This is a genomic window from Tateyamaria pelophila (assembly GCF_019966495.1).
GTDB lineage: Bacteria > Pseudomonadota > Alphaproteobacteria > Rhodobacterales > Rhodobacteraceae > Tateyamaria > Tateyamaria pelophila.
In genome coordinates, this window is sequence record NZ_JAIMIA010000035.1 from 16,955 (window position 1) to 41,045 (window position 24,091).

Annotated in this window: 25 protein-coding genes; 8 read left to right on the top strand and 17 right to left on the bottom strand. The window is 59.9% G+C overall.

All coding sequences use genetic code 11. The annotated features are described in order from the left end of the window. Positions 1-6: 6 nt before the first annotated feature. The 7 genes from LC354_RS12700 to LC354_RS12730 form a co-directional block, all read right to left on the bottom strand. Positions 7-267, bottom strand: coding sequence for a hypothetical protein (locus tag LC354_RS12700; RefSeq protein ID WP_223424345.1), 261 nt, complete (start codon positions 265-267; stop codon positions 7-9). A 70-nt stretch (positions 268-337) separates the two neighbouring features. Next, the gene (gene scpB, locus LC354_RS12705) at positions 338-940 is read right to left on the bottom strand and encodes an SMC-Scp complex subunit ScpB (protein ID WP_263289398.1); all 603 of its coding nucleotides are present in this window, start codon (positions 938-940) and stop codon (positions 338-340) included. Positions 941-974: 34 nt separating this feature from the next. After that, positions 975-1,781, bottom strand: a complete 807-nt coding sequence (locus LC354_RS12710) for a segregation and condensation protein A (RefSeq protein WP_223424350.1) — start codon at positions 1,779-1,781, stop codon at positions 975-977. Positions 1,782-1,802: 21 nt separating this feature from the next. After that, entirely contained in the window at positions 1,803-2,792 is a 990-nt protein-coding gene (gene nagZ, locus LC354_RS12715) for a beta-N-acetylhexosaminidase (RefSeq protein ID WP_223424352.1), read from the bottom strand. Further along, entirely contained in the window at positions 2,789-3,817 is a 1,029-nt protein-coding gene (locus tag LC354_RS12720; protein ID WP_223424354.1) for an SPOR domain-containing protein, read from the bottom strand. Before LC354_RS12720 ends, nagZ begins: the two co-directional genes overlap by 4 nt. 79 nt (positions 3,818-3,896) lie before the next feature. Continuing rightward, on the bottom strand, positions 3,897-5,639 hold the full coding sequence (argS, locus tag LC354_RS12725) for an arginine--tRNA ligase (RefSeq protein WP_223424356.1): 1,743 nt from the start codon (positions 5,637-5,639) through the stop codon (positions 3,897-3,899). A 93-nt stretch (positions 5,640-5,732) separates the two neighbouring features. Next, complete coding sequence (locus LC354_RS12730) at positions 5,733-6,872, bottom strand: deoxyguanosinetriphosphate triphosphohydrolase (RefSeq protein WP_223424358.1); 1,140 nt, start codon at positions 6,870-6,872, stop codon at positions 5,733-5,735. Between the two features lie 87 nt (positions 6,873-6,959). On the opposite strand from LC354_RS12730, the gene LC354_RS12735 reads away from it, so the two are divergent. After that, positions 6,960-7,283: a HesB/IscA family protein gene (locus LC354_RS12735; RefSeq protein ID WP_223424360.1), complete on the top strand. Its 324-nt coding sequence runs from the start codon at positions 6,960-6,962 to the stop codon at positions 7,281-7,283. A gap of 16 nt (positions 7,284-7,299) precedes the next feature. Here the strand turns inward: LC354_RS12735 and LC354_RS12740 are convergent, their stop codons facing one another. After that, positions 7,300-8,352: a DUF6902 family protein gene (locus LC354_RS12740; RefSeq protein WP_223424362.1), complete on the bottom strand. Its 1,053-nt coding sequence runs from the start codon at positions 8,350-8,352 to the stop codon at positions 7,300-7,302. 44 nt (positions 8,353-8,396) lie between these two features. Further along, the gene (locus LC354_RS12745) at positions 8,397-8,675 is read right to left on the bottom strand and encodes a DUF6749 family protein (protein WP_223424364.1); all 279 of its coding nucleotides are present in this window, start codon (positions 8,673-8,675) and stop codon (positions 8,397-8,399) included. A 350-nt stretch (positions 8,676-9,025) separates the two neighbouring features. Here LC354_RS12745 and xth point away from each other — a divergent pair, with 350 nt between their 5' ends. Further along, positions 9,026-9,808: an exodeoxyribonuclease III gene (gene xth, locus LC354_RS12750; RefSeq protein ID WP_223424366.1), complete on the top strand. Its 783-nt coding sequence runs from the start codon at positions 9,026-9,028 to the stop codon at positions 9,806-9,808. A gap of 59 nt (positions 9,809-9,867) precedes the next feature. Here the strand turns inward: xth and LC354_RS12755 are convergent, their stop codons facing one another. The 4 genes from LC354_RS12755 to LC354_RS12770 all read right to left on the bottom strand — a co-directional run bounded on the left by LC354_RS12755 (position 9,868) and on the right by LC354_RS12770 (position 12,982). Next, positions 9,868-10,452, bottom strand: a complete 585-nt coding sequence (locus tag LC354_RS12755) for an HNH endonuclease (protein ID WP_223424394.1) — start codon at positions 10,450-10,452, stop codon at positions 9,868-9,870. Positions 10,453-10,995: 543 nt separating this feature from the next. Further along, entirely contained in the window at positions 10,996-11,661 is a 666-nt protein-coding gene (locus LC354_RS12760; RefSeq protein WP_223424368.1) for an alpha/beta hydrolase, read from the bottom strand. Continuing rightward, positions 11,658-12,290 carry a DNA-3-methyladenine glycosylase family protein gene (locus LC354_RS12765; RefSeq protein ID WP_223424370.1) on the bottom strand — a complete coding sequence of 211 codons (633 nt, stop codon included), beginning with the start codon at positions 12,288-12,290 and terminating at the stop codon, positions 11,658-11,660. The genes LC354_RS12760 and LC354_RS12765 overlap by 4 nt, the downstream gene beginning before the upstream one ends. Further along, a complete protein-coding gene (locus LC354_RS12770; protein WP_223424372.1) occupies positions 12,287-12,982 on the bottom strand; it encodes a precorrin-6A/cobalt-precorrin-6A reductase in 696 nt (231 codons plus the stop codon). Before LC354_RS12770 ends, LC354_RS12765 begins: the two co-directional genes overlap by 4 nt. Positions 12,983-13,095: 113 nt before the next feature. Here LC354_RS12770 and LC354_RS12775 point away from each other — a divergent pair, with 113 nt between their 5' ends. Next, positions 13,096-14,319, top strand: coding sequence for an MFS transporter (locus LC354_RS12775; RefSeq protein ID WP_223424375.1), 1,224 nt, complete (start codon positions 13,096-13,098; stop codon positions 14,317-14,319). Here the strand turns inward: LC354_RS12775 and LC354_RS12780 are convergent. From LC354_RS12780 to cysS, 3 genes are all read right to left on the bottom strand, one after another. After that, the gene (locus LC354_RS12780; protein WP_223424378.1) at positions 14,316-15,074 is read right to left on the bottom strand and encodes a squalene/phytoene synthase family protein; all 759 of its coding nucleotides are present in this window, start codon (positions 15,072-15,074) and stop codon (positions 14,316-14,318) included. The two genes, LC354_RS12775 and LC354_RS12780, sit on opposite strands and share 4 nt — an antisense overlap. A 34-nt stretch (positions 15,075-15,108) precedes the next feature. Continuing rightward, positions 15,109-16,719, bottom strand: a complete 1,611-nt coding sequence (gene cimA / locus LC354_RS12785) for a citramalate synthase (protein WP_223424380.1) — start codon at positions 16,717-16,719, stop codon at positions 15,109-15,111. A gap of 73 nt (positions 16,720-16,792) precedes the next feature. Further along, a complete protein-coding gene (gene cysS / locus LC354_RS12790; RefSeq protein WP_223424382.1) occupies positions 16,793-18,241 on the bottom strand; it encodes a cysteine--tRNA ligase in 1,449 nt (482 codons plus the stop codon). Positions 18,242-18,439: 198 nt separating this feature from the next. Here cysS and LC354_RS12795 point away from each other — a divergent pair, with 198 nt between their 5' ends. The 3 genes from LC354_RS12795 to LC354_RS12805 all read left to right on the top strand — a co-directional run bounded on the left by LC354_RS12795 (position 18,440) and on the right by LC354_RS12805 (position 22,139). Then, positions 18,440-18,796: an MmcQ/YjbR family DNA-binding protein gene (locus LC354_RS12795; RefSeq protein WP_223424383.1), complete on the top strand. Its 357-nt coding sequence runs from the start codon at positions 18,440-18,442 to the stop codon at positions 18,794-18,796. Between the two features lie 272 nt (positions 18,797-19,068). After that, complete coding sequence (locus LC354_RS12800; protein WP_223424385.1) at positions 19,069-20,241, top strand: pyridoxal phosphate-dependent aminotransferase; 1,173 nt, start codon at positions 19,069-19,071, stop codon at positions 20,239-20,241. A 356-nt stretch (positions 20,242-20,597) separates the two neighbouring features. After that, a complete protein-coding gene (locus tag LC354_RS12805; RefSeq protein WP_223424387.1) occupies positions 20,598-22,139 on the top strand; it encodes a trimethylamine methyltransferase family protein in 1,542 nt (513 codons plus the stop codon). Positions 22,140-22,360: 221 nt separating this feature from the next. On the opposite strand, the gene LC354_RS12810 is transcribed toward LC354_RS12805, so the two are convergent. After that, entirely contained in the window at positions 22,361-22,609 is a 249-nt protein-coding gene (locus LC354_RS12810) for an EF-hand domain-containing protein (RefSeq protein WP_223424389.1), read from the bottom strand. A 224-nt stretch (positions 22,610-22,833) separates the two neighbouring features. Here LC354_RS12810 and LC354_RS12815 point away from each other — a divergent pair, with 224 nt between their 5' ends. Both LC354_RS12815 and LC354_RS12820 read left to right on the top strand, forming a co-directional pair. Next, positions 22,834-23,295, top strand: coding sequence for an RNA polymerase sigma factor (locus LC354_RS12815; protein WP_223424392.1), 462 nt, complete (start codon positions 22,834-22,836; stop codon positions 23,293-23,295). A 386-nt stretch (positions 23,296-23,681) separates the two neighbouring features. Next, the coding region (locus tag LC354_RS12820) for a transposase (protein ID WP_223421634.1) at positions 23,682-24,091 on the top strand (410 nt) is incomplete at its 3' end.

Consider the following 24,091-nt stretch of genomic DNA (forward strand, 5'->3'; position numbering starts at 1 on the left):
TGCTGATCACTTCCCGTTCTTTGCGACCTGCTGTGCCTGCCGCGCGGCCCGTCGCGCTTGCCTTTGCTGACGAATTTGCGCTTTTGTCGGCCCGTTTTCGGGGGTGCCCCCGGTGTCGTCACCGTTTTCCAAAGTGACCCGCGAACCGCCCTGCGAGCGGCCCCGCGTGGAGCGCGTGGCGCGTTTGACACCCGCATCGATGCCCTTGCTGATGGTTTTACGCATGACGATGCGTAAAACCATATTCATGAGTTGGTTCGCATTCATGGGTCTGCCCCTTTTCGCCTCATGGCTTCTATATAGAGGGAAATGCGACCGATTTCAGGCCCCGTTGTGGTCAATCTTCGAAAAGCTCGGATTGGCCCTCTGCGCTTTCCTCTTCGTCTTCGCTCTCCGGCCCCGGTATAACGCCGATGGGGGGACGGTTTTCCAACAGCCCGGCGGCGCGCAATTCCTTGAGGCCCGGCAAATCGCGGGCATTTTCCAGCCCGAAATGATCGAGAAAACTTTGAGTGACCACAAATGTCACCGGCCTGCCCGGCGTCATTTTGCGCCGTCCAAAGCGGATCCATTCCAATTCCAGCAATTGATCCACCGTGCCACGACTGACACTGACGCCGCGGATCTCTTCGATCTCGGCACGGGTGACAGGCTGGTGGTAGGCTATGATCGCCAGCGTTTCGATCGCAGCACGGCTCAGCTTGCGTGTCTCGACCGTTTCCTTTTGCATCAGAAACCCCAGGTCAGCTGCCGTGCGGATCGCCCACGCATCGCCCACCTTCATGATTTGCACACCGCGCCCCTCGTACCGTTTTCGCAAATAGACCAATGCTTCTGCGGGATCGCAGCCATGGGGCATCCGTGCTTCCAGTTCGCGCACGGTGATGGGTTCGACGGTGGCAAAAAGGATCGCTTCGATCATGCGTTCCTGTTCCGCCATGGGGGGCGCTTCGAACAAGCTTTCTTCTTTATCTTCAATCTCTTCCGTCACGGCTCTCATCTCGTTTGCGCAGCTGTATCGGCGCGAATGCGTCTGACTGGCGAATATCCAAATGCCCTTCCTTGACCAATTCCAAAGAGGCGGCAAACGTGGCGGCGGTGGCCGACCGGCGGCGAACGGGATCAGTCTCCCACCCTTCCGGCAGATAGCTCAGGATGTCGGTCCAATCGCCCGCATATCCGATCAATCCGCGCATCCGGTCCAGCGCCTGTTCCATGGTAAAAACTGCATCGCGGTCCATCACGAAAGGACGGAAATCATCGCGGGTACGAATCCGCGCATACCCCTGCATCAGGTCCAGCAAGGTGGCGGAATAGGTCACTTTGCGCACCCGCGTGACCATTTCCGACTGCCCCCGTGCAAAGAAATCACGGCCCAGCTGGTCGCGGGCCATCAGGCGCGCGGCGGCATCGCGCATCGCCTGCAGCCGTTCGAGTTGAAAGGCCAGATGGGCTGCCAGTTCTTCGCCGCTGGGTCCTTCTTCGCTGGGATCGGGCGGCAGCAAGAGACGGGATTTCAGAAAGGCCAGCCAGGCCGCCATCACAAGGTAATCCGCCGCCAGTTCCAGCCGCAGCGCCTTGGCCTTTTCCACAAAGGCCAGATACTGGCGTGCCAATTGCAGCACCGATATCTTGCGCAAGTCCACCTTTTGCGTGCGGCTGAGGGTCAAAAGCAGGTCCAGCGGCCCCTCGTACCCATCGACATCGACAATCAACGCCTCGGCGGCAAGCCGGTCCGCGACGGACATCGTATCTTCCTCGAAATGGGTCTCGTCAGCCATGCACCTGCCCGATTGATTGACCTAGGCCAAAAGCGCTTCAAGTTCGGCGTTCAACTCGACAATGTCAATGTCATCAGGGGTTCGGCGCGCAGCCAAGGCAGCTTCGGCGCGCGCCTGTGCCGCATCACTCATCGGACCGGCGGCATTGGCCGTCTCGATCCGCTCAGCCAACGGCGCATTGCAATGCAGGATGACATCGCACCCGGCGCTCAACGCACGGGTAGCAATCTGTGCGGGCGTCCCGCTCAGCGCCTTCATACCCGTATCATCCGTCATGATCAGCCCGCCAAAGCCGATATCCTCGCGGATCAACTGCATCATCTCGCGTGACAGTGTCGCGGGCACTTCGTCCACTGCCTCATAGACCACATGGGCCGTCATTCCCATCGGCAGGTCGTTCAGGGCCCGAAACGGCGCGAAATCCGTTTCGCGCAGCGTATCAAGGCTGACATCCACGTGCGGCAGATCGAAATGACTGTCCAGATTGGTGCGCCCGTGACCGGGCATGTGCTTCAGGACAGGCAAGACCCCGCCATCCAGCAAGCCGTCGGCGGCCGCCCGTCCCAACAGCGCAATGTCGCCCGGCGATGTCCCATAACACCGATTGCGCAGGAATTTATGGGTCTCTTTCACGATAATATCGACCATCGGGGCGCAATTGCTGTCGATTGTCAGTGCCTTGAGTTCATGCGCGATCAGGCGATGGCGGATATACATGGCACGTTCGGCATCATCGCCCGCGGCTTGCACGAAATCCAGCGGCGGCAGCCATTCCCGCCACTCCGGACCGCGCAAGCGCTGCACACGCCCGCCCTCCTGATCGATCGTAATGGGCGCGTCCCGCCCCACCGCGTCGCGAAACGCAGAACACAGGCCATAGACCTGGTCCGGCGTGTCGATATTGCGGGCAAAGAGGATAAAGCCAAACGGATCAGCCTCTCTGAAAAACGCAACCTCGTCCTTGGTTAGCCGCAACCCATCCGCATCGAGGATGGTTGCGCCAAAACTCATCGTGTGACCACCGGAATACAGTCAGCCCCTTCGGCCACCAGTGCGGAGCAAAAGCGGCGCGCGTCGGACAAATCGGCAAACCCATGGACCCGCAGACGATAGAATGTCCGGCCGCCGCTTTGGGCCTTTTGGACGACTCTGTCCTTGCCTTCGAGATATTCACCGTAGCGGGCGAACTTGTTGTCCCATTCGGCGCGCGCGATCTCTTCGCTTTTGTACGCGCCCAACTGCACCAGACGGGTGCCGGAAGGCAAAGCGCTCGGATCGATTTCCTTGGTTTCGATTGCGGCAGGTGCACTGGCACGCACCACAACCGCTGGCGCCGTGTCGGGGCGCAATTGCGGGCGGCGCGATTGCACCGGCCCGGGGCCTGCAACAATGACGGCCGCCGATGCAGCAGGCGGTGTGAAAGACGCTTCGATCGGCGCGAGCGTTGCCTCTGCGTCATCCGCCTCAATCGTTGGCACACCCGCGGTCAGTTGGTTGACCAGATCTTCGACCGTCCCATCCTGAAACACGGCCGCCACATCCGATGTTTCCGCATCCGCACTTTTGCCAGAGGACGGCGTGTCCAGACTGCTGGCCACATCAAGTGCTGCCGGCTGTTGCACAGGTGCCACCATCTTGGCCGTCATGGGCTGGTCTTCTTCGCTCAATTCCGCAGGACGCGGGGCCAGAACGACCCGGTCCACCGGACCTGACGCCTCGCCCGCACCGGCCACTTCGTTGACGGCAAGACCCGTGTTACGCGCAAGCTGGCCCCCCGGATCTTCGGGTCGGACCCGCATGGCGCTTTCGGCGGCGCGCACGACCGGAATGCCCGATACATCACGGATCACCAGCTTGTAGCCCCACACGGCAACCCCAGCCACCAGCGCCAAAGACACCACCGCACCGGTAAAATTTGTCAAGCTTCTTAGGGGGTTACTCACAGGTTGCGAGAATTCCGCATCCGGAGTGTAGTACCCTTCGGGTGCGGAGTACCCGGCATGACCATTGTCACGGGTATAGTGCATATCTGCCATATCTGCCTCGTCGCCCGCACGGATACATGCCCGCGCAGATCATCTTGATGATTATCGCCTGTACGCCCCTTTGCGGGACCTATCGCAGCTCTTTGGCTGGTTCGACACCGAGAATACCAAGGCCCGCTGCAATTACAACGGCGCAGGCACGCGCGAGGGCAATTTTTGCCTGGCTGACCTTCGGATCGTCTTGCAGGAAGCGCAGCTCGGACAGGTCGTTGCCCCGGTTCCACAGCCCGTGAAAGGCTCCTGCAAGGTCATACAAATAGAACGCGACCCGGTGCGGCTCATTTGTCCGGGCGGCTGTTTCGATCAGGCGGGGCCACTCCGCCAGCTTGGCGGCAAGGGCCAGCTCCGCCTCGTGATCCAGCAGATTGAGATTCGCGGCGGCCAGCGTGGCATCATCCACCGCAACTCCGGCCTCGGTCGCCTTGTTCAGCACCGAGGTCACCCGCGCAAAGGCATATTGCACATAAAACACCGGGTTGTCGCGGCTTTGCTCAAGCACTTTGTCGAAATCGAAATCAAGCGGTGCATCGTTCTTGCGTGTCAGCATATGGAACCGCGTGACGCCAGGCCCCACCTGCTCCACCACGTCACGCAGGGTCACGAAGGTCCCTGCCCGCTTCGACATCTTGAACGGTTCCCCGTTCTTGAAGAGCTTGACCAGCTGCGTCAGCTTGATGTCGAGCGGGACAGTGCCCCCCGACAGCGCCGACACGGCGGCCTTCATCCGTTTGACATAGCCACCATGATCCGCGCCGAAGATGTCGATCAGCGCATCATAGCCACGCTGCACCTTGTCATAGTGATAGGCGATATCAGGCGCAAAATAAGTCCAGGACCCATCCGATTTCATGACAGGCCTGTCCACATCGTCGCCATGCTCGGTGGACCTGAACAACGTCTGCTCGCGCGGTTCCCAGTCATCGGGCTTTTTGCCCTTTGGCGGCTCCAGCACGCCCTCATAGATCAGGCCCTTGTCCCGCAGATCCGCCAGGGCCGCCTCGATCAAACCGGTGTCGTAGAGCGATTTTTCGGAGAAAAATCTATCCATTTTCACGCCAAGCGAGGCCAGATCCGCCTCGATCAGCTTCATCATGGCATCCGTTGCAAAATCACGGATATCCTCCAGCCAGACGTCTTCACTTTGACCGACATAGACGTCACCGACCTTGGCCTTCAGCGCCTCGCCCACCGCGATCAGGTAGTCACCGGGATAGGTTCCGTCCGGAAAGGCGACCTCCTGCCCGTGCGCTTCCAGATAGCGCAAATAGACGGACCGGGCGAGCACATCGACCTGCGCCCCACCATCATTGATATAGTATTCCCGCGTGACCTCGTAGCCTGCAAAATCCAACAAGGACGCCAGCGCATCCCCAAACACGGCCCCCCGCGTATGACCTACATGCAGCGGCCCTGTCGGGTTGGCAGAGACATATTCCACATTGACCGTCTTGCCCTGCCCCATGGTCGACCGACCGTAATCCGTCCCAGTTTCCAGCACCGACGCGACAACGCCCTGCCATACGACCGGCGCAAGCTTCAGGTTCAAGAAACCCGGCCCTGCAACCTCGGCTGAGACGACCCGCGCATCTTCCATCAGCCGTGCGGCCAGTACTTCGGCAATGTCGCGCGGCTTCATGCCTGCTGGCTTTGCCAGCACCATCGCCGCATTGGTCGCCATATCCCCATGCGCCGCGTCGCGTGGCGGCTCGACCGTGACATTGTCGGTGGCCAGCCCGGACGGCAGCACACCGGCTTGGGTCATGGCGGCAAGGTCACTCAGAACGAGGGCGCGAATATCAGCAAAGAGGTTCATTTCAGGAGGTCCTGTTACAGGCGTCAGGGTCGTTTACCATGCCCAAGGGCCGGGTCAACCGCCTGGACAGCTTTGGCCTGCCAGGTGCGGCGCTTACCCGCCCGCAATCAGCCGCGCATGTTCTTGCAGCGCATAGCGATCCGTCATGCCGGAGATGTAATCGCTTACGCTGCGTGCCAGCGCGGTCCGGTCGTGGAGTTCACCGGCGCGCAGCCATCCCTCGGGCAACAGATCAGGCTGGCCCAGGAAAAGGGGAAACAGGTCATTGACCACAACCGTCACCTCTTCGCGCTTTTTCATCACCGAAGGCGCGCGGTACATGTTTTGAAACAGGAAACGCCGGATATGCTGCAAATCCGCCCATAGCGCGTCCGAAAACCGGATCACCGGGCGCCCCAGATGGCGGATGTCCGCGGCAGAGACGGCGCCGCTTTGTTCCAACGCCACGCGGGAGGTCGCCACCACGTCGCTGACCATCACGCCAAACACTCGGCGCAGCGCCTCGTGGGTGCGCCGGGACGGCTCCAACCCGGGGTATTTCGCGTCCACTTCGGCATAGGCCGCGCCGACGATGGGCAAATCCACCAGATCGTCCTCGGCAAACACACCAGCGCGCAAGCCGTCATGCAGATCGTGATTGTTATAGGCGATATCGTCCGACAAGGCCGCAACTTGCGCCTCTGCGCTGGCGTGGGTGTCCAGTTCCAGATCATCCTCGGCATTATAGTCAGCCAGTGCATAAGGCAGATCCCCAACAACGGGGCCGTTATGTTTGGCGATCCCTTCCAGACATTCCCACGTCAGATTCAGCCCGTCAAAATCGGCATAATGACATTCCAGCTTGGTAACGATCTTGATCGCTTGCGCATTATGGTCAAAGCCGCCGTAGGGCGCCATCAACGCCTGCAGCGCGTCTTCGCCTGTATGACCGAACGGGGGGTGCCCCAGGTCATGGGCCAAAGCCACAGCCTCGGTCAGTTCATCATTCAGCCCCAGGGCCCCCGCGATGGTGCGGGCCACCTGCGCCACTTCGATGGAGTGTGTCAGCCGGGTTCGATAATAATCGCCCTCATGTTCCACAAAGACCTGCGTCTTGTGCTTGAGCCGTCGAAAGGCCGAGGCGTGAATAATCCTGTCCCGATCCCGTTGAAAACAGGACCGGAATGACATCTCGTCTTCAGGCCAGCGCCGTCCCCGGGCGCGGGCAGGATCGCATGCATAGGGCGCGGACATCTGCCTTATCCTTGTCGCCTGTTCCAACTGCCCATATATTGCACGAACAGCACGAATGAAACCGCTGTCCGTCGGAGTGACCTCAAGATGCAACTGCCCCCCACCGTGACCCCCCGCGCCTTCGAACGTCTGGCTGAAATTGGTGCCGCCGATCAGGGTCAGGCCCTGCGCGTCGCCGTCGAAGGCGGCGGATGTTCCGGCTTTCAGTACGAAATTGCGCTGGACGTGCCCAAGGACGACGACCTGGTTCTGGAAGGTGCCGGACAAAAGGTGGTGGTCGACACCGTTTCCCTGCCCTTTTTGTCCAACGCCGTCATTGACTTTTCCGAAGAGTTGATTGGGGCGCGTTTCGTGATCGAAAACCCGAATGCAAGCAGTTCGTGCGGCTGCGGCACGTCGTTCTCCATGTAACTACGGCGGCGCAGGCTCAGGCCCGCGCAAAGCCTTCGAAAAACGCTTCGAATTGGGGGCTGGACCGTTCTGCCGCCTCAAGGATGTCCACCGCATCGGGGCTCAGCAGATCAGTGACGGGGCGGCGCATATGCGTCCAGTCGGCGCGTCGCTCTCCGAGAGACAACAAAGCGACGGATATGGCGCGCAAGGCACTTTCACGTGCTGGAGGGCGATGAAACAGACAGCGCTGCCGCGGCACGGCCACCCCACTGTCATCTCGCCCCATCATCAGCATTGACCAGGTCGACACGAGATACTCATGGTAATCATCGACCAGCGGAGTCTTGTCGTCCACAGATACCTCAAACCCGCTCAGTCCGTGACGCACGGCATCCTCCCAAATCGGGTGAGGCACCCCGCCACCCTGACGCGTCGCCACGCAAATTTCAGCAAGCAAATCGAGATCTTGATCCAGGAACGCGACAATTCCTGCAAATTCGAGACTGCGCAAAGCCGTGTCATCCAACTGTGGATCCCGCCGCCCATATTCCGACAGATAAAACACGATATGGGTCAACTCATAGGCCGCCTTCTTGTTGGGCAGCGCAAAAGTGGCGGGGCGTCCGATGAAGGCACGCAGGCGGTCGTTCAGGCCTTCATCTGCGGCCTCGTGCCTTACGCCGCGACGCGCCAGCAAACGACGCGCCTCGGCGCGTTGAAGATCGCTCAACTCCGCATCGGGTAGGCCCGATGACGCCACCCATTCGCAGGCCCGCGCCATTGCATCACCCGGCATTCCAAGGTCTTCGAGGTCGAGACCAATGGAAAGCAGTAACCGATAATATTGCGGAAAGAAGCGCAGGCGGTCCACAAGGCTGTCGTAAAATGCCGCGTGGATTGCAAGGCCTTGTGATGGCACGGTCTGCCCGGAACACTCAAGGATATTGAGAAGTTCCGCATTTTCCTTCAGCCAGTAGACATCCTCTTGCGTCCGGCGATTCCCGGCAAAGACCGTCAGCAGATCTCCGATGCGATCCGACAAGCGTTGGCGACGGGCCGGAGCATTCAATGCAATGATGTTGGACATGCCTGTTTTCCTTTGTCTATGCACTGCGCGCCCCACCCACAGGCTCAGGAGCCCGAAGAAAACAAACCGGTGACGTCGCCCGTGATCGACTTGGCCGCGCGTGACGCAGACCCGGAGGAAAAAAGCCCCGTTGCGTCCCCGGCCCTTATGTCCGATGCGGTTGGCGCCGAGCCCGACGAAAACAACGCCGTCGCGTCCCCTGTCAGGCAGTCCGATGCGCTTGCGGTGCTCCCGGATGAAAACATGTCGACACATTCGCCGCCATGCATGGCAGCTGCCTCTGTTACATCGACACTTGGGCTATATTTGGCTTGGGCAGTCATATTCGGAAGTCCTTTTCATCTCAAAGTTGAAGCGCGTAAAGGATTGCCCGCATAGGACGATCATTCCAAGAAAAATTCTCGAAAAGCGGGAAAGGCAGTGACTTATTCACATTAAGTACGGGCCGGAAGATTCTGTTGAACTTGCATGATCGTCCGGAAAAGGTGAGACGAAAATCTTTATCTACAGCGTCGTTGGACGTCGTGTATTTCAAATGGCCCTGTCCGGTTATGCAATTTTAAAGCGAATCACTTGGTCATAATATTCTTAACGTTGTATTTCCGGTATTGCTCTTGTTGCAGCGTTCAGGATCGTTCACACCGTAAAAGCGCAGGCCGAAAAAGGACACCAAATGAAGATCGCCACCTTCAATATCAACGGGATCAAAGCACGGATCGACGCGCTGCCCCGCTGGTTGGATGCCGCAAATCCGGATGTTGTTCTGCTGCAGGAAATCAAATCCATCGATGAAAACTTTCCGGCCGAGCTTTTCGAAGATCGGGGCTACAACGTCGAAACCCACGGGCAGAAATCATTCAATGGCGTTGCGATCCTGTCGAAACTTCCGTTGGAAGACGTCACACGGGGCTTGCCCGGCGACGAGAGCGACGATCAGGCCCGCTATATCGAGGCGACGGTGATGGGCGAGGCACAGGCCATTCGGCTGTGCGGGCTGTACCTTCCCAATGGAAACCCGGTCCCAGGCCCGAAATATGATTACAAACTGGCGTGGATGGAACGCCTGCGCGCCCGCGCCCAAACCCTACTGGACGAAGAGATGCCGTTTCTGATGACAGGCGATTACAACATCATTCCCCAGGCCGAAGACGCCAAACGCCCCGACGCTTGGCGCGCGGATGCGCTGTTTCGGCCAGAATCGCGCACCGCCTACCGCCGCTTGCTTAATCTCGGGCTGACCGAAGCGTTTCGTGCGCGTACACACGGACCGGGCCACTATTCGTTCTGGGACTATCAGGCCGGGGCCTGGAACCGCGATGACGGCATTCGCATCGATCATTTTCTGCTGAGCCCTGCCTGCGCCGACATGTTGCAAGACTGTCAGATCGACAAATCCGTGCGCGGCGATGAAAAGCCATCCGACCACGTGCCGGTCTGGGTCGAACTCGCCGCGTAAGCGGTCCAAGGGGTGGCGGGCGGGCGCCTTTGCGCAAGCAAACAGACCGCTACGACACCCTAAGCCTCCAGCACCGCATCCCAGTACAAGAAATCCATCCAGCTGTCGTGCAGGTGGTTCGGCGGAAACTTTCGGCCCATGTTGCGCAATTCCTCTGCGCCCGGCTGACGTGGCGGTTTGCGCAACGCCAACCCGGTGCGGTGCAGCGGCTTGGACCCTTTGCGCAGGTTGCACGGGCTGCAAGCCGCCACGACGTTTTGCCAACTGGTCACGCCGCCGCTGGCCCGCGGCACCACGTGGTCAAAGGTCAAATCGCCTTTTGCCCCGCAGTACTGGCAGCGAAATTCGTCCCTCAGAAATAAATTAAAGCGCGTGAAGGCCACGCGCTTTTGAGGTTTCACATAGTCTTTCAGCACCACCACCGAAGGTATTCGTATCTCGGTACTCGGCGAGCGGACCACTTCATCATATTCCGCCACGATATCAACCCGATCAAGCCACGCCGCCTTCACCGCTTCCTGCCAGGGCCAAAGCGACAAAGGATAGTAGCTCAGCGGCCGATAATCCGCATTCAACACCAATGCCGGGTGTTGTTTCAGCCCTGTCGGTCTGCGTACAAATTCCGTTCTGAAATCGCCGTCCATCAAAGTGACCCCATCCTCGCCCGGTTTGCCCTTCGGCACCGAAGCGGGAACCCCGCCCCGATATGTTATTCACGACTATATCTTGTGGAAACCGTCTGACAAGAGGCCAAAGCACCACGAAATGTCGCATCCTGCTTAAGCGGATTGCCTGACAGTTTTGTGACGTCCGTGGATATCGTGCCTTTGAGCAGTACCCGTCTACAAAAGGTCAGGAATACCTCACTGGACCATACGGCAATCTAGGCGCAACACTGAGGGTATCAAGATCAGCAACAAACAAGCCGTTCGAGGCACCGGCGAAACCACAGCCACGATTATGAAAGTGACAGCACCATGACACATTTCACACGACGCAAAATGCCTTCCCTCGTAAAACCGATCCGTGACTTCGTGCGCCGCTTGGTCGATGGCCCCGACCCATCCGCGCCTTACAGCTGGGCAGGCACCACAACCTGTTCTGACACCGTGAGCGGTGCAAAATGTCAAAAGACAGACGGCTATGCCGGAATTTGCTAAACAGCGCAGCGCGTTTCGCGCACTGGCCTAAAGCCCAAGTTTATCCCGCATAAACGCGAGCGCCACGCTCAGGCCATCCGGAGCAATCCCGTGGGCTGTCCCTTTCATCACATGGGCATAGACATCCGTCCAACCCGCTTCCTGCAAGGCCTCAGCCGCTTGTGGCAGCGATTGCGGGGGCACGACATCGTCGGCGTCGCCATGCACCAACAGCACAGGCGGGCGGCTCACGACCTCGTCGGTCAACACTTCAGGGTTTAGCAAACGACCTGAAAACGCGACAACGCCGGCCATCGGGTCTTCCCGCCGCGGTGCCACCTGCAGTGCCATCATCGTGCCTTGGGAGAAACCGAACAGAACAACCTGTTCCGGCAGCACGTCTTCGTCCACCATCAGTGCGTCCAGAAACGCATTCAGGTCGTCCGCTGCCGCCGTCAAGCCGCGCTCGGCTTCTTCTTCGCTGGAGCCATCAATCCAGGGGATTGGAAACCACTGAAGTCCCGAAGGCATGCCCGGAATCGATTCAGGCGCATCGGGAGCCACGAATAGCGTGTCCGGCAGGTGTTCTCCGAGCGGTTCGGCGAGGCCCAGCAAATCCGCGCCATTGGCCCCGTACCCGTGCAGGAACACGACAATGGACCGCAACTCCCCCGATTTCGGCTCCACCCGCCCTGCATTCAATACCCGTGTCATATGATCCCCTCTCGGCCCTTTGCAACGCGGTAGTAGGTGAAGAAGAGACGCGCGGCAACCGCCCGCCACGGGCTCCAGTTTTCCGACATCTGCCGCAGCTCTTTTTCCCTGGGACGCGCCGGCAGATCATAGATCAATTTCGCGGCCTCTTGCAGCGCCAGATCACCGGGTGCAAAAACATCGCAGCGTCCCAGCGCGAACATGGCATAGATCTCGGCCGTCCAGACACCGACGCCTTTGACAGCTGTAAGCATTTTGATTACCTCACCGTCCGGCACGCGCCGCAATGCCTCATAGTCGATCCCGGCTTCGGCCAGGGCCAGCGCGTAAGCGATCTTTTGACGGCTGAGGCCTGCAGCCCGTAACCCGACTTCACCCGCGGCCAACACTGGCCCCGGCGCGATGAGCCCCGCCGCCTCCAGACGCGCCCAAATCGCATTGGCCGACGCAGTACTCACCTGCTGGCCGATGATGGCGTTGAAGACTGCGGCAAACCCATCCGGCCTGCGGCGCAGCGGCAAAGGCCCCACCAGATCAATCGCGTGCGCGAGTGCAGGATCTTGGCTTGCAAGCCAATCTGCCCCCTCCGCAATGTCGGCATCGGTTTCGATCGTGCGTATGCCCGTCATAGGGTTGCGATCCAGTTTTCAACATCTGCAAATGAAGAAAGGTGCGGCCCTTCGGGCACGTCAGGCTGCCGCAGCAGTAGCGCAGACAGTCCCAACTGTCGGGCCGCCATCAGTTTTGGAAAGCTGCCCGCTCCACCGATATTGCGCGCCAGCACCACATCAATGTGCAGGCTCTGAAAGAGGGCCACTTCGTCAGCCACCGAAAATGGTGCCGTGCCAAAGACAAACTGCCCTTGGGCCAGCGGCATGGGCAGATCATGCCGCGTCAATTGACGCAGGAATACCGGGCCGTCATGATCTGCCAGAGCGTCCAGACTTCCGCGCCCGGTAGCCGCAAAAACACGCGTCCCCGGGGGCAAAGTCGCCACGGCTTGCGTCAAGGTATCGACTTCTGTCCAATTGTCGCCGTCTGTCGGCACCCAAGGCGGGCGCCCCACACGTGCGTAAGGCAGGTCCGGCGCATGTATTTTTGCAGCCCTGCGCGTGGCTTCATCAAAGGCATGGCTGACATCTAGAATCGCGTTCGCATCCGCGAGGTCTGCAAACGTTCCCTGCGCGAACGCGGTCTTTTCCTGGTCGGTGCCCGGCGCCCAAATCACCACGCCCCGCGCTCCGGCCCGCGCCAGCCATTCAACGGCCCGCACGGTTTCACGCGCGCCCCCCAAAACTGCAATAAATGGCCCGTTCGTCATGGCGCCACACTAGCCTTCCCGCCCGGCCGCGCAACCATCTGTGCATGCGTCGTGCAATTGTCCCTCTTGTCGACACCCCGCTTTCGGGTTTACTCAGCGATATGACAGACGACATGACCCAAATCGATGACACCCGCGCCAAGCGCAATGTGGCCGTTCTGGTGGCTGCACAAGCCTTCCTAGGCTCGCAGATCACCATGATGTTCGTCGTCGCCGGACTGGCCGGGCAACAGATCACGCCTTTCGCCTGTCTCGCCACGCTGCCGATCTCGCTGATTGTTTTTGGGTCAATGACAACCGCGCCGTGGTTGTCGAACGTGATGCAGCGCTACGGGCGCAAAACCGGATTCATTCTGGGCGCATGCGGCGGCCTGATCGGGGCGGCCATCGGGGCCTATGCTTTGTCGGTCGGCAGCTTCTGGCTGTTTCTGGTCGGCAGCTACATGACAGGCATCTACATGTCGGCCCAGGGGTTCTATCGCTTCGCCGCAGCCGACACGGCCTCCGAGGCGTTCCGTCCCAAGGCCATTTCCTATGTCATGGCGGGCGGGTTGCTCTCGGCGATCATAGGGCCGCAGGTTGTCGGTTATGTGACAGGGTCCAGCGCAGACGCCACCGTGGCCCGCTATATCCCGATCTATTTCGTGGCGATGGCCTTCAACGTGGCGGGCATGCTGTTGTTCCTGCTTCTGGATATCCCCAAACCGCCGCCCCCCTCGGCCACTGACGGCCCGGGACGATCAAAGCGCGAATTGCTTGCCGATCCACGTATTCGCGTGGCGGTGATCTGTGCCGCCGTCTCCTATGCCTTGATGAATTTGGTGATGACGTCGACGCCGCTGGCCGTTGTGGGCTGCGGTTTTGGCGAACCGGACGCGGCCAATGTGGTCACGATCCATGTGTTGGCAATGTTCACGCCGTCATTCTTTACCGGCCACCTAATCACGCGCTTCGGCACGGAAAAAATCATGGGCCTTGGCTTGGCGATCCTCGGTGTGGCGGGCATTGTCGCTCTGCAAGGCGTTGATTTGATGAACTTCTACGCGGCGCTCTTCCTGTTGGGGATTGGCTGGAACTTTGGGTTTATCGGGGCGACCACGATGCTGGCGGGCGCGCATACGCCACAGGAACGCGGGCGGATGCAGGGCATGAACGACCTCATCGTCTTTGGCGGCGTCACGGTTGCCTCGCTCGCCTCCGGTGGCTTGATGAACTGCATTGGCGGCGATCCGGTCGAAGGCTGGGCAGCGGTGAACATCGCGATGGTGCCGTTTCTGGTCTTGGCGGGCGGGTCCCTGATCTGGCTGATTATGCGGCCCAAATCCGCGACAGCTTAGCGCCCGGTCAAAACCGCCCAACTCAATCGCAAAGGCGTCAGGCCAGCCAAAAGCCGACCATCGCCCACGACACTTGGGTCCCGTGTGACCTGATCCAATACCTTATCGACTCCGATGGCGGGCCACAGCGCCGGGCGTGCCGATTGGGGTATTCTTGGCCGCCTCAACCGACCTCTGGCACGGCGTGCCAGCGCAGCCACCCCGGCATGCGTTCCGTCAAGCAGGGGAATGCGCCCGGCTTCGGCCAAGGCAGGCACTGCGCGCAAGAACGCAGCACATGCCGCAGCAAAGGCCACATCACGCACGGCCGCCTCGGCCTCGATCGGTGCGCCAAGCAACTCGGCCGCCGTCCACATCAAATGCCCCGACGTTTGATCGAGATAGGCATCCATATGGGTCTGAACCTCGAATGCGTCCTTGTAGATATCCCACCGACGCGCGGCCACGGCCTCATCCAACCGCGCGGCCTGCGCCGGGCTCAACATGCCCGCCAGCGGCGTCGTGACTTCGTGTTTGCGCACCGCGCCACCTGCCCCGATTTCTTCCAGCGCATCACGCCACCATTGCAGGCGCATTTCGGCAATCATCGGCTCTTGGGTGACCCAAGGCGCGCGCGCCACTTCGACGTTGAACGCATAGAGGGGAAACAGGATATGACGCGCTGCCACAGGGGCGGCCATCACGGTACGAAACCGGTCCGGGTCGCCCTGCTCGACCACACGCGCGCATCCTGTGATGTCATCTGGCAGGCTCATGTCATTGATCCGCTCGCGGCGTGGGTCTTCGGTGTCATGCGCCCTCCCGCACCAGTTTCCACCGGATTGCGTCCAGCAAGGCTTCGAACGAGGCATCGACGATGTTGGCCGACACGCCGACGGTGGACCACCGCCGCCCATGGGCGTCTTCGCTGTCGATGATGACACGGGTCACGGCTTCGGTTCCACCTTGGGTAATGCGCACCTTGAAATCCACCAGACGAATGTCGTTCACAAAGGCCTGATAGCGGCCCAGATCCTTGGCCAGCGCTTTGGCGAGCGCATTCACCGGCCCGCGATCCGTGCCCTGTTCATCCATGGATTCCGACACCGAATGCATTTTTTGCCCGTCGACCTTGACGACCACGACCGCCTCGGAGAGTGACACCATGCGGTCTCGTTTGTTCTTGCGCCGCTCTATGGTCACCCGGTAGCGTTTGACCTCGAAATACTCCGGCAACAGGCCCAGTTCCTCACGTGCCAAAAGCTCGAAGGACGCTTGGGCCGTGTCATAGCTGTACCCTTCCGCCTCGCGCGCCTTGATCACATCCAATATGCGTGACAAGGCCGGATCCTTGGGCGCAACCTTCAGGCCCATATCCGCCAGACGGCGGCGCAGGTTGGATTGCCCGGCCTGATTCGACATTGGGATTATGCGTTCATTTCCAACCACATGCGGGTCGATATGTTCATAGGTCGTCGGATCCTTGAGGATCGCGCTGGCATGCAGGCCCGCCTTGTGCGCAAAAGCGGAGGCTCCCACGAATGCGGCCTGTTTCTGCGGCACCCGGTTCAGGATATCGTCCAGCATGCGGCTGATCCGCGTCAGTCCCTGCAAGGCGTCAAGGCTCACGCCGGTCTCGAACCGGCTGGCATAGGGCTCTTTCAGCAACAGGATCGGGATCAGCGCTGTCAGATTGGCATTGCCGCAACGTTCGCCGAGACCGTTGAGCGTGCCCTGGATCTGCCGCGCGCCTGCATCCACCGCCGCCAGCGACCCGGCCACGGCGTTTTCGGTGTCGTTATGGGTGTGGATCGCCACATGGTCTCCCGGAATGCCGGACGCGATGACAGCCGCCGTGATCCTGTGGATATCAGCGGGCAGCGTTCCCCCATTTGTGTCGCAGAGCGCCACCCAGCGTACGCCCGCGTCATAGGCCGCATGCACGGCCTTCAACGCATAATCGGGGTTCGATTTGTAGCCATCAAAGAAATGTTCCGCATCAAAAATTGCTTCGCGTCCCTGCGCCACGATGTGGGAAAAAGATTGAGCAATATTGGCGGTGTTTTCCTCCAGAGAGATCCCTAGCGCCGTTTTGACGTGAAAATCATGGGTCTTGCCCACCAAACAGACGCACGTCGTGTTCGCGTTCAGAACGGCGGCCAAAACATCGTCATTGCCGGCGCTGATACCTGCCCGCTTGGTCATGCCAAAGGCGGTGAAGGTCGCGCGGGTTTGGGGTGGCGTATCGAAGAATGCACTGTCCGTCGGATTGGCACCGGGCCATCCGCCTTCGATGTAATCGATCCCCAGCTTGTCGAGAGCCGCGGCGATCTGATGCTTTTCCTCGGCGGAGAACTGGACGCCCTGGGTTTGTTGTCCGTCGCGAAGCGTCGTGTCGAAAAGGGAGAGGCGTTCTTTCATACCCTTGCTCCTGAACCGGAATTATCCAACCGCAAAATGCCAACCGAACGAGGCGCGTGTCCGCAATCAAGGATCATGTCAGACCCTCCAGCTTTGCCGGATCAAAGTCAGGTCCGGGTGCCCATGTTGCACTGCCCCCGATATCCGTGACCTGTACGCCCGCTGAGTTTAGAAGGTCGCGCAAACGGTCAGCCTCGCCCCAGTTTTTTGCCGCGCGCGCAGCACCGCGTTCTTCGATCAGGCGGTCAATCACGGCTGGCACCCAATCCGCCATCTTGACGTCTTGCGACGGCGTGAGATCAACAAGACTCCAGTCCGCGACAAGCCCAAGCAACTCCAACGCATGTGCCAAAGGCACAAGCCCCTCGGCAGTGCGCGCCTTGGCCAACACATGCATACGCGCCAATGCGCCGGGTGTGTTCAAATCGTTGGACAGTGTTCCCAGCAGTTCGCCATCGCCGGACCATTGTCCCTCAGCCTTCAACTGTTTGACCATTTTTGGCGTATAACCATGCTTTTTGAGCACGTGCAGCCAGTCCATCAGAGTTTTGCTGCTCTCTTCGCGTTTCTTCTCCGTCCAATCCATCGGCTTGCGGTAATGCGTCGCCAACATCACAAAACGGATCACTTCGCCCGGCACGCCGTCTTCCAGCAAGTCGCGCACGGTGAAGAAGTTGCCCAAAGACTTGGACATCTTCTTGCCCTCGACCTGCAACATCTCGTTGTGCAACCACACATTGGCAAAGCCATGGCCCGCGCATTTCGACTGGGCAATCTCGTTCTCGTGGTGGGGAAACTGCAAATCGTTCCCACCGCCATGGATGTCAAACCTATCCCCCAGCAATTCATAGGCCATGGCAGAGCATTCGATATGCCAGCCCGGCCGCCCGCGTCCCCACGGACTGTCCCAGCCGGGCAAGTCATCTGACGACGGCTTCCACAGGACAAAATCCATCGGGTCTTCTTTGTAGGGTGCCACTTCAACCCGCGCGCCTGCGATCATATCATCGACGGATCGGCCCGACAGCGCCCCGTATTCCGAATATTTTCTGACCCGAAACAGCACATGACCCTCGTTTTCATAGGCGTACCCATCCTTGATCAACCCGTCGATCATCGCCACCATCTGCGCGATGTATTCCGTCGCGCGGGGCTCGTGATCGGGTCGCAAGGCCCCCAGTGCATCCATATCCGCATGATACCAGGCGATGGTCTCGTCCGTCCGCTCCGCCACCAGGTCTTCCAATGTGCCGGGCGCCCCCGCTTGCTGATGGGCCAATGCGGTCGCGTTGATCTTGTCATCCACATCCGTGAAATTGCGCACATAGGTGACATGATCGGCCCCGTAGGTATGACGCAACAACCGATAGAGCACGTCAAACACCAGAACCGGGCGCGCATTGCCCAGATGCGCCCGGTCATAAACCGTGGGCCCGCACAGATACATCCGCACATTTGCAGGGTCGATCGGAACGAACGGTTCCTTCTTGCGGGTCAATGTATTGTGCAGGGTAATCGTCATGGCCGTACTCGCGCATAGGGGTTGGCGCGGGCCTAGCAATTCTGAGATGTCATGGAAACAAAGAACCGGCCCGCTGAAGAAATCAGCAGATAATGCAGCAGCAAATGCAAATGGTCCGTATCATGGCTCAGCAGTAGCGCGCGCGATCCATGGTGGTCAACCCTTGTGTGATTGCGCGGCCCACTGCACGGTGATGCCATGACACGCGAGGACGTCGATACGTTCTGCGCCGCCTTGCCCGGTGCGCACTGGGCCAGCCACCACGACGGCGGTCTTGATGCTTGGAAAGTCGGAGGCAAAATGTTCGCCTGTATCGGCATGAAGGGCGACGGCGTCTCTGTGAAATGCCCGGATGTGGAAACCGCGCAGTTCCTGATCGAGATCGGCGCGGCACACAAAGCACCCTATTTCCATCGTTCTTGGGTTCGTGTGCCGCTCAAAGGCACAGGATCGCAGGAAATGACGGACCGAATCCATCGATCTTACGGACTCGTCCGGGCCGGCCTGACGACGAAGGTTCGGTCGACCCTCGGCGCTTGGCTGGACCAGACCTGACCCTTTGTGTTCTCAAGCACGTCAAGGCAACATTTCAGTGTCCGAACCGACAGCCCCACAGGAGCAAACGATCTAACGGTGTTGCGTTCAAACGTCGTGTTCCAGGCCGTCATCCCCTGCTTCATCTTGCCAGGTAAACTCCGGGGGAGGCGCGCAAGCGCCGGGGGCAGAGCCCCAATCCCTGTACCGGAAATCCGCTCATCGATTTGGGATGTTGACAAAACAGACGCCCTCTGACCCCTTGGCGAAACCATCTGAAGCCGGAGGCACCCATGGCCCTTTCAAAGCGCATCACGACCCTGACGGCGGGTGGCTCGGACGGTTGGGATGTGTTCATTCGCGCCCGCAAAATGATCGCCGCGGGCACACCTGTCACGGAACTGACCATTGGCGAACATGATATTCGTACGGCCGCACCAATCCTGCAGTCCATGCACCAAAGCGCTCTTGGTGGGCACACAGGGTACGCCATGGTACCGGGCACGGATACGCTGCGCGATACGGTGGCCAAACGCACCATGGAACGCACCGGCGTTCCAACCTCGCGGGACAACGTGCTGATTACACCGGGCGGACAATCCGCATTGTTCGCGGCCCATGCAGCGGCGTGCGATGCGGGTGACACGGCGCTCTATCTCGATCCCTATTACGCGACCTATCCCGGCACGTTGCGGGGGGTCGGAGCGATTCCACACGCGGTCCAGACACGGGCAGAAGACGCGTTTCAACCGCGCGCCAGCGATATCGAAGCTGCGGCACAAGGTGCCAAAAGCCTGCTGATCAACTCCCCCAACAACCCAACGGGAACGGTCTATTCGCGTGAAACCCTGCAAGGGATCGCGGAGGTTTGCCAGCGCCACGATCTGTGGCTGATTTCGGACGAAGTCTATGACAGCCAGGTTTGGGAAGGCGAACACATCAGCCCGCGTAGCTTGCCCGGTATGGCAGAGCGAACGCTGGTGGTCGGGTCCATGTCCAAAAGCCACGCCATGACAGGCTCTCGCTGCGGCTGGCTGATCGGGCCCGAGGAGGCCATCAACCACCTGATTACCTTCGCAACCCACACGACCTATGGCGTGCCCGGCTTTATTCAGGACGCAAGTGTCTTCGGCCTGGAACAGGGCACGTCGTTCGAAGACGCGGTTGGCGCACCTTTCCGGCGCAGGCGCGACATCGCGCAAAAGGTACTCGCAGAGCAAAACACTGTCGGCCTGATCCCTGCGCACGGGGCGATGTATCTGATGCTGGATGTCCGGGCGACCGGGCTCAGCGGGGACGCCTTTGCCAACGCGCTTCTGGACGCGGAACATATCGCGGTGATGCCCGGCGAAAGCTTTGGCGCGTCGGCTGCGGGGCACATTCGGGTCGCCATGACCATCGCCGATGATGATTTTGAACGCGCCCTGAGAACGCTGTGTGACTTCGCCGAACGGTATGCAACCTGACCCACGACCTGCGTAGATTTCGGCCGCGCGTCGGAGGTCGGAACATTCGGAATACAGACCGGCTCTTCAGCCTTCGTCCCTACGAATGCGTATACATCCCGCGCGGTCGGTCTGCGAAACCACAAATCTGAACATGTCGCAATTGAGACAGACAGGCCCGTTTGCGGCCTGCATCCTCTCGCTCATAAACGGAGCAACGACAGCGGAGAGGCTCTCGTGCAGGAAAGTCGCAGTAAAATCGCGCTCGTGACCCGAACCATCGGGGCAGACCGCGGTCGGGCCGCCCGCGGACGACCTTGAACGTCAGTGCGACAACAGTTGATTTCCCAGATGTTCAAACCCCGGATGCCCATGACATGAATGACCAAACCCCCCTGCGCTCTGGTGGTCGCGCCGCGCGCCGTGCGGCCCGCGCGGCCCCCCTTGCCGACCATTTGCGCCCCATACGTCCCGGTATGTCCGGCGGCACATACAACCCGCTCAGTGAACAGGATGTATTGCGAATTCACGTCGCGGCGCTCGATGCGCTGGAAAACATCGGCCTCGCCGACGCTCCCGACAGCGGCGTGGCCTACCTCACGGGTGCCGGCGCAATACAAGGCGAAGACGGTCGCATCCGGTTTCCGCGCGCGTTGGTCGAAGACACGATCGCCAAGGCGAACCGTAGCCTGACATTGCATGCGCGCAACCCGGTCCATGATCTGGAACTGTCGGGATCACGGGTCCACTACGGCACGGCGGGCGCTGCGGTACATCTGGTCGAAGCCAACGGACGCGCATACCGCGAATGCGGTGTGCAGGATTTGCACGACGCCGCTCGGATCTGCGACGTGCTCGACAATATCCATTTCGTCCAGCGCCCAATGGTATGCCGGGACATTTCAGACAATCTCGAAATGGATTACAATTCGATCTACGCCTGCGTTTCGGGCACCACCAAACATGTCGGCACCAGTTTTTCAGAACCGCAGCACGTGGCCCGGTCCATGGAATTGCTGCACATGATTGCGGGCGGGGAAGACAAATGGCGCGAACGGCCTTTTGTGAGCAACTCGAACTGCTTCGTGGTGCCGCCGATGAAATTCGCCACCGAATCCTGTTTGGTAATGGAAGAATGTATCAAATACGGCATGCCGGTCTTGCTTCTTTCGGCGGGTATGTCGGGTGCCACGGCCCCGTCTACCATCGCAGGCGCGATCGTGCAGGCAGTCGCGGAGTGTCTGGCCGGGTTGGTCTACGTCAACGCCGTCAAACCGGGCGCGCCCGCGATCTTTGGCACATGGCCCTTTGGGCTGGACCTGCGCACAGGCGCAATGACAGGCGGGTCTGGCGAGCAGGCACTGCTGACCGCCGGCTGCGCCCAGATGCACCGGTTCTATGACCTTCCGGGTGGGGCCGCCGCCGGGATTGCGGACAGTAAGCTGCCGGATATGCAGGCAGGATGGGAGCAAATGTGTTCGAACGTCATGGCCGGACTGGCCGGGCTGAACATGGTCTATGAAGCAGCTGGCATGCACGCCTCCCTGTTGGGCTTCTGCCACGAATCCCTGATCATGGGCGACGATATCATCGGTCAGGCCCTGCGCTGCGTGCGCGGCATCGAAGTGAACGACGAAACGCTGGCGCTGGATCAAATGGCGGACGTGACCATGAATGGCCCCGGCCACTATCTGGGCACGGGTCAAACCCTCAGCCGGATGCAAACCGATTGCGTGTATCCCAAGATGGGGGATCGGACTTCCCCCAAGGAGTGGGCGGAACTGGACAAACCCGATCTGGTCGCCAAGGCCACGGCCCGCAAGGAAGAAATCCTTGCCGACCGCCCTGCAGCCAGCCTCGATCCGTCCCTGGACGCAGCCATTCGGGCCAAGTTCAACATCCACCTGCCACAGCGTTAAACGAAGTCGGCGGAGGATGCCTCCGCCTTACGACGCCCATGCGTTATTGTCATTGAAAGAGGGGCAACTATCGGGCGCCGTGGCCATATCCTTCGTCGGATTGCGACACAGCGAAAATGCAAGGCCCGCTTCTGGGGGGAAACGGGCCTTACATACCCACGTTTCGGTCACTTCACTCACCAAGGATGGCAACGTCAGTTTCTGAAACGCAGTTTATCGCATCAACCGTCCGTTGCAGGCATCAATCCGGCTTCTTGCGCTGCCGCGACCTCGTCGGCATCCAGCGCACCATCAGCGTTCAGATCCATTGCCATAAAGCTGTCAGATGACATTTCAGGAAAGCTGGCCTGAACCTCGTCAATGGTCAGCACACCATCACCGTTCGCATCCAGACTGGATGCGACCTGGCTCATTGCCAGTGCTGGGATCGACATTGCCACCATAAAGGTCAAAGAGGCGATTTTGGTCATAAGTGAACTCCGTTCGTCATTGACATATGAGGGACCGTGAATGGCCGCCTCATTGTACTTGAGTACGCAAAGCCGGTTCGCATCCGCGCCCTTCTGGAACGCGCGGCAGCCTGCCGACCCCGCAGCCCCCCATGGGCAAGGCCTTGCCCAAAAAGCGGTGGTTCCCGACATAGGCGAAAACCCCCGGGCTGGTCAGATCACGCTGCGTCCCTCACTTTGGACCCATGTCCGATGTAAACCCGCTTATCCCCTTGATCCCCATGCTGACGCGGCGCGCCCGGCGTTTGTCTTCCGACCGAAACGAAGCCGAAGACCTCGTGCAGGACACGTTGCTCAAGCTGTGCCAAATGCTGCGGCGCGGACGGTCTGTTGATGATCTGGCGGCGTATGCAATGCGGGTTCTGCAAAACGAGGCACGGCGCGGCTGGCGCAGATTGGCTACGGAGGAACTGCTGGACACAGATGCGATAATACAGCCCGATGCATTGCTGCGGCTGGATTGCGCGGACACACTAGCGGCCGTCGCCGCCCTGCCCCAGCCGCAAAAGCAGTTGTTGGAGTTGGTCATCGACGGTGAAACATCACCGCGCACCATTGCTGCAAAAACCGGACTGCCGTTGGGGACAGTCATGTCCCGTCTGGCACGGGCCCGCGCAAAACTGCGCCTTACACTTGCGGACATATGAAGCGTTGTGACTGGGTCGGTGGGTGGGCGCATTTTGCGCACAGCGCAAAACAGACCCGTCCCCGAGCCAGGTTTCTCCGAACCCGTCGCGCCCGGTTGATGAGCGCTCCGGAAATCTCAGCTCGGGACCTATTCAATGTCCAAATTTACAATTGAGAGTTTTCCCAAAGCGCTTCCGGTCAGAATCGCGCGTTCGCAGCAGGTGAAATATAAGTGCCGGGAACCTGAAAGCCTCGGATAATTGCGCATCGATGGAACCAAATCACCCCCGCTGCGTTTACCAAATATATAAACCCGCATTCCCCAAGTAGATCTCTGATTTCGCTGTCTTGAACGTGATATTTTCTATATATATCATGGCGTTGGTTGCTGCGGAGGATGTGTTTCATGGATCACCCAGAGGGTGCGGGCTTGCAGCGGGCAGATCGTGTGGATTTTGACCCTCGCGTGCGGCTGGAATTCCGGGGCGCTCAGCTCAGTTCGGATGGCGGCCTTCTGGTGATGCGCGAGCTTGATGACGCGCTCGGTCTGTCCAATCTGGCGTCTGCTGCCCTGTGCGATAATCGCCGTGGCAAGAACACGATCCACCGGCTCGACGGGCTGTTTCGGCAATCGGTCTACGGCCGGTTGGCAGGATACGGGGACGTCAATGACGCCGACCGTCTCGCGCTCGATCCCGTGATGCGCCAGGTTGTCGGTGGCCGTGCCGTCGATGCGCATGCCGCATCCACGTCGCAGATGGGCCGGTTCGAGACCGAGGGACTGGCGACCGCAGAGAACCGGGCGGCTCTGTCTGA

Excerpts from the sequence above, each read along its gene's own strand:
- LC354_RS12700 (WP_223424345.1), bottom strand. The coding sequence starts at position 267 with ATGAATGCGAACCAACTCATGAATATGGTTTTACGCATCGTCATGCGT.
- scpB (WP_263289398.1), bottom strand. The coding sequence starts at position 940 with ATGGCGGAACAGGAACGCATGATCGAAGCGATCCTTTTTGCCACCGTC.
- LC354_RS12710 (WP_223424350.1), bottom strand. The coding sequence starts at position 1,781 with ATGGCTGACGAGACCCATTTCGAGGAAGATACGATGTCCGTCGCGGAC.
- nagZ (WP_223424352.1), bottom strand. The coding sequence starts at position 2,792 with ATGAGTTTTGGCGCAACCATCCTCGATGCGGATGGGTTGCGGCTAACC.
- LC354_RS12720 (WP_223424354.1), bottom strand. The coding sequence starts at position 3,817 with ATGGCAGATATGCACTATACCCGTGACAATGGTCATGCCGGGTACTCC.
- argS (WP_223424356.1), bottom strand. The coding sequence starts at position 5,639 with ATGAACCTCTTTGCTGATATTCGCGCCCTCGTTCTGAGTGACCTTGCC.
- LC354_RS12730 (WP_223424358.1), bottom strand. The coding sequence starts at position 6,872 with ATGTCCGCGCCCTATGCATGCGATCCTGCCCGCGCCCGGGGACGGCGC.
- LC354_RS12735 (WP_223424360.1), top strand. The coding sequence starts at position 6,960 with ATGCAACTGCCCCCCACCGTGACCCCCCGCGCCTTCGAACGTCTGGCT.
- LC354_RS12740 (WP_223424362.1), bottom strand. The coding sequence starts at position 8,352 with ATGTCCAACATCATTGCATTGAATGCTCCGGCCCGTCGCCAACGCTTG.
- LC354_RS12745 (WP_223424364.1), bottom strand. The coding sequence starts at position 8,675 with ATGACTGCCCAAGCCAAATATAGCCCAAGTGTCGATGTAACAGAGGCA.
- xth (WP_223424366.1), top strand. The coding sequence starts at position 9,026 with ATGAAGATCGCCACCTTCAATATCAACGGGATCAAAGCACGGATCGAC.
- LC354_RS12755 (WP_223424394.1), bottom strand. The coding sequence starts at position 10,452 with ATGGACGGCGATTTCAGAACGGAATTTGTACGCAGACCGACAGGGCTG.
- LC354_RS12760 (WP_223424368.1), bottom strand. The coding sequence starts at position 11,661 with ATGACACGGGTATTGAATGCAGGGCGGGTGGAGCCGAAATCGGGGGAG.
- LC354_RS12765 (WP_223424370.1), bottom strand. The coding sequence starts at position 12,290 with ATGACGGGCATACGCACGATCGAAACCGATGCCGACATTGCGGAGGGG.
- LC354_RS12770 (WP_223424372.1), bottom strand. The coding sequence starts at position 12,982 with ATGACGAACGGGCCATTTATTGCAGTTTTGGGGGGCGCGCGTGAAACC.
- LC354_RS12775 (WP_223424375.1), top strand. The coding sequence starts at position 13,096 with ATGACCCAAATCGATGACACCCGCGCCAAGCGCAATGTGGCCGTTCTG.
- LC354_RS12780 (WP_223424378.1), bottom strand. The coding sequence starts at position 15,074 with ATGAGCCTGCCAGATGACATCACAGGATGCGCGCGTGTGGTCGAGCAG.
- cimA (WP_223424380.1), bottom strand. The coding sequence starts at position 16,719 with ATGAAAGAACGCCTCTCCCTTTTCGACACGACGCTTCGCGACGGACAA.
- cysS (WP_223424382.1), bottom strand. The coding sequence starts at position 18,241 with ATGACGATTACCCTGCACAATACATTGACCCGCAAGAAGGAACCGTTC.
- LC354_RS12795 (WP_223424383.1), top strand. The coding sequence starts at position 18,440 with ATGACACGCGAGGACGTCGATACGTTCTGCGCCGCCTTGCCCGGTGCG.
- LC354_RS12800 (WP_223424385.1), top strand. The coding sequence starts at position 19,069 with ATGGCCCTTTCAAAGCGCATCACGACCCTGACGGCGGGTGGCTCGGAC.
- LC354_RS12805 (WP_223424387.1), top strand. The coding sequence starts at position 20,598 with ATGAATGACCAAACCCCCCTGCGCTCTGGTGGTCGCGCCGCGCGCCGT.
- LC354_RS12810 (WP_223424389.1), bottom strand. The coding sequence starts at position 22,609 with ATGACCAAAATCGCCTCTTTGACCTTTATGGTGGCAATGTCGATCCCA.
- LC354_RS12815 (WP_223424392.1), top strand. The coding sequence starts at position 22,834 with ATGTCCGATGTAAACCCGCTTATCCCCTTGATCCCCATGCTGACGCGG.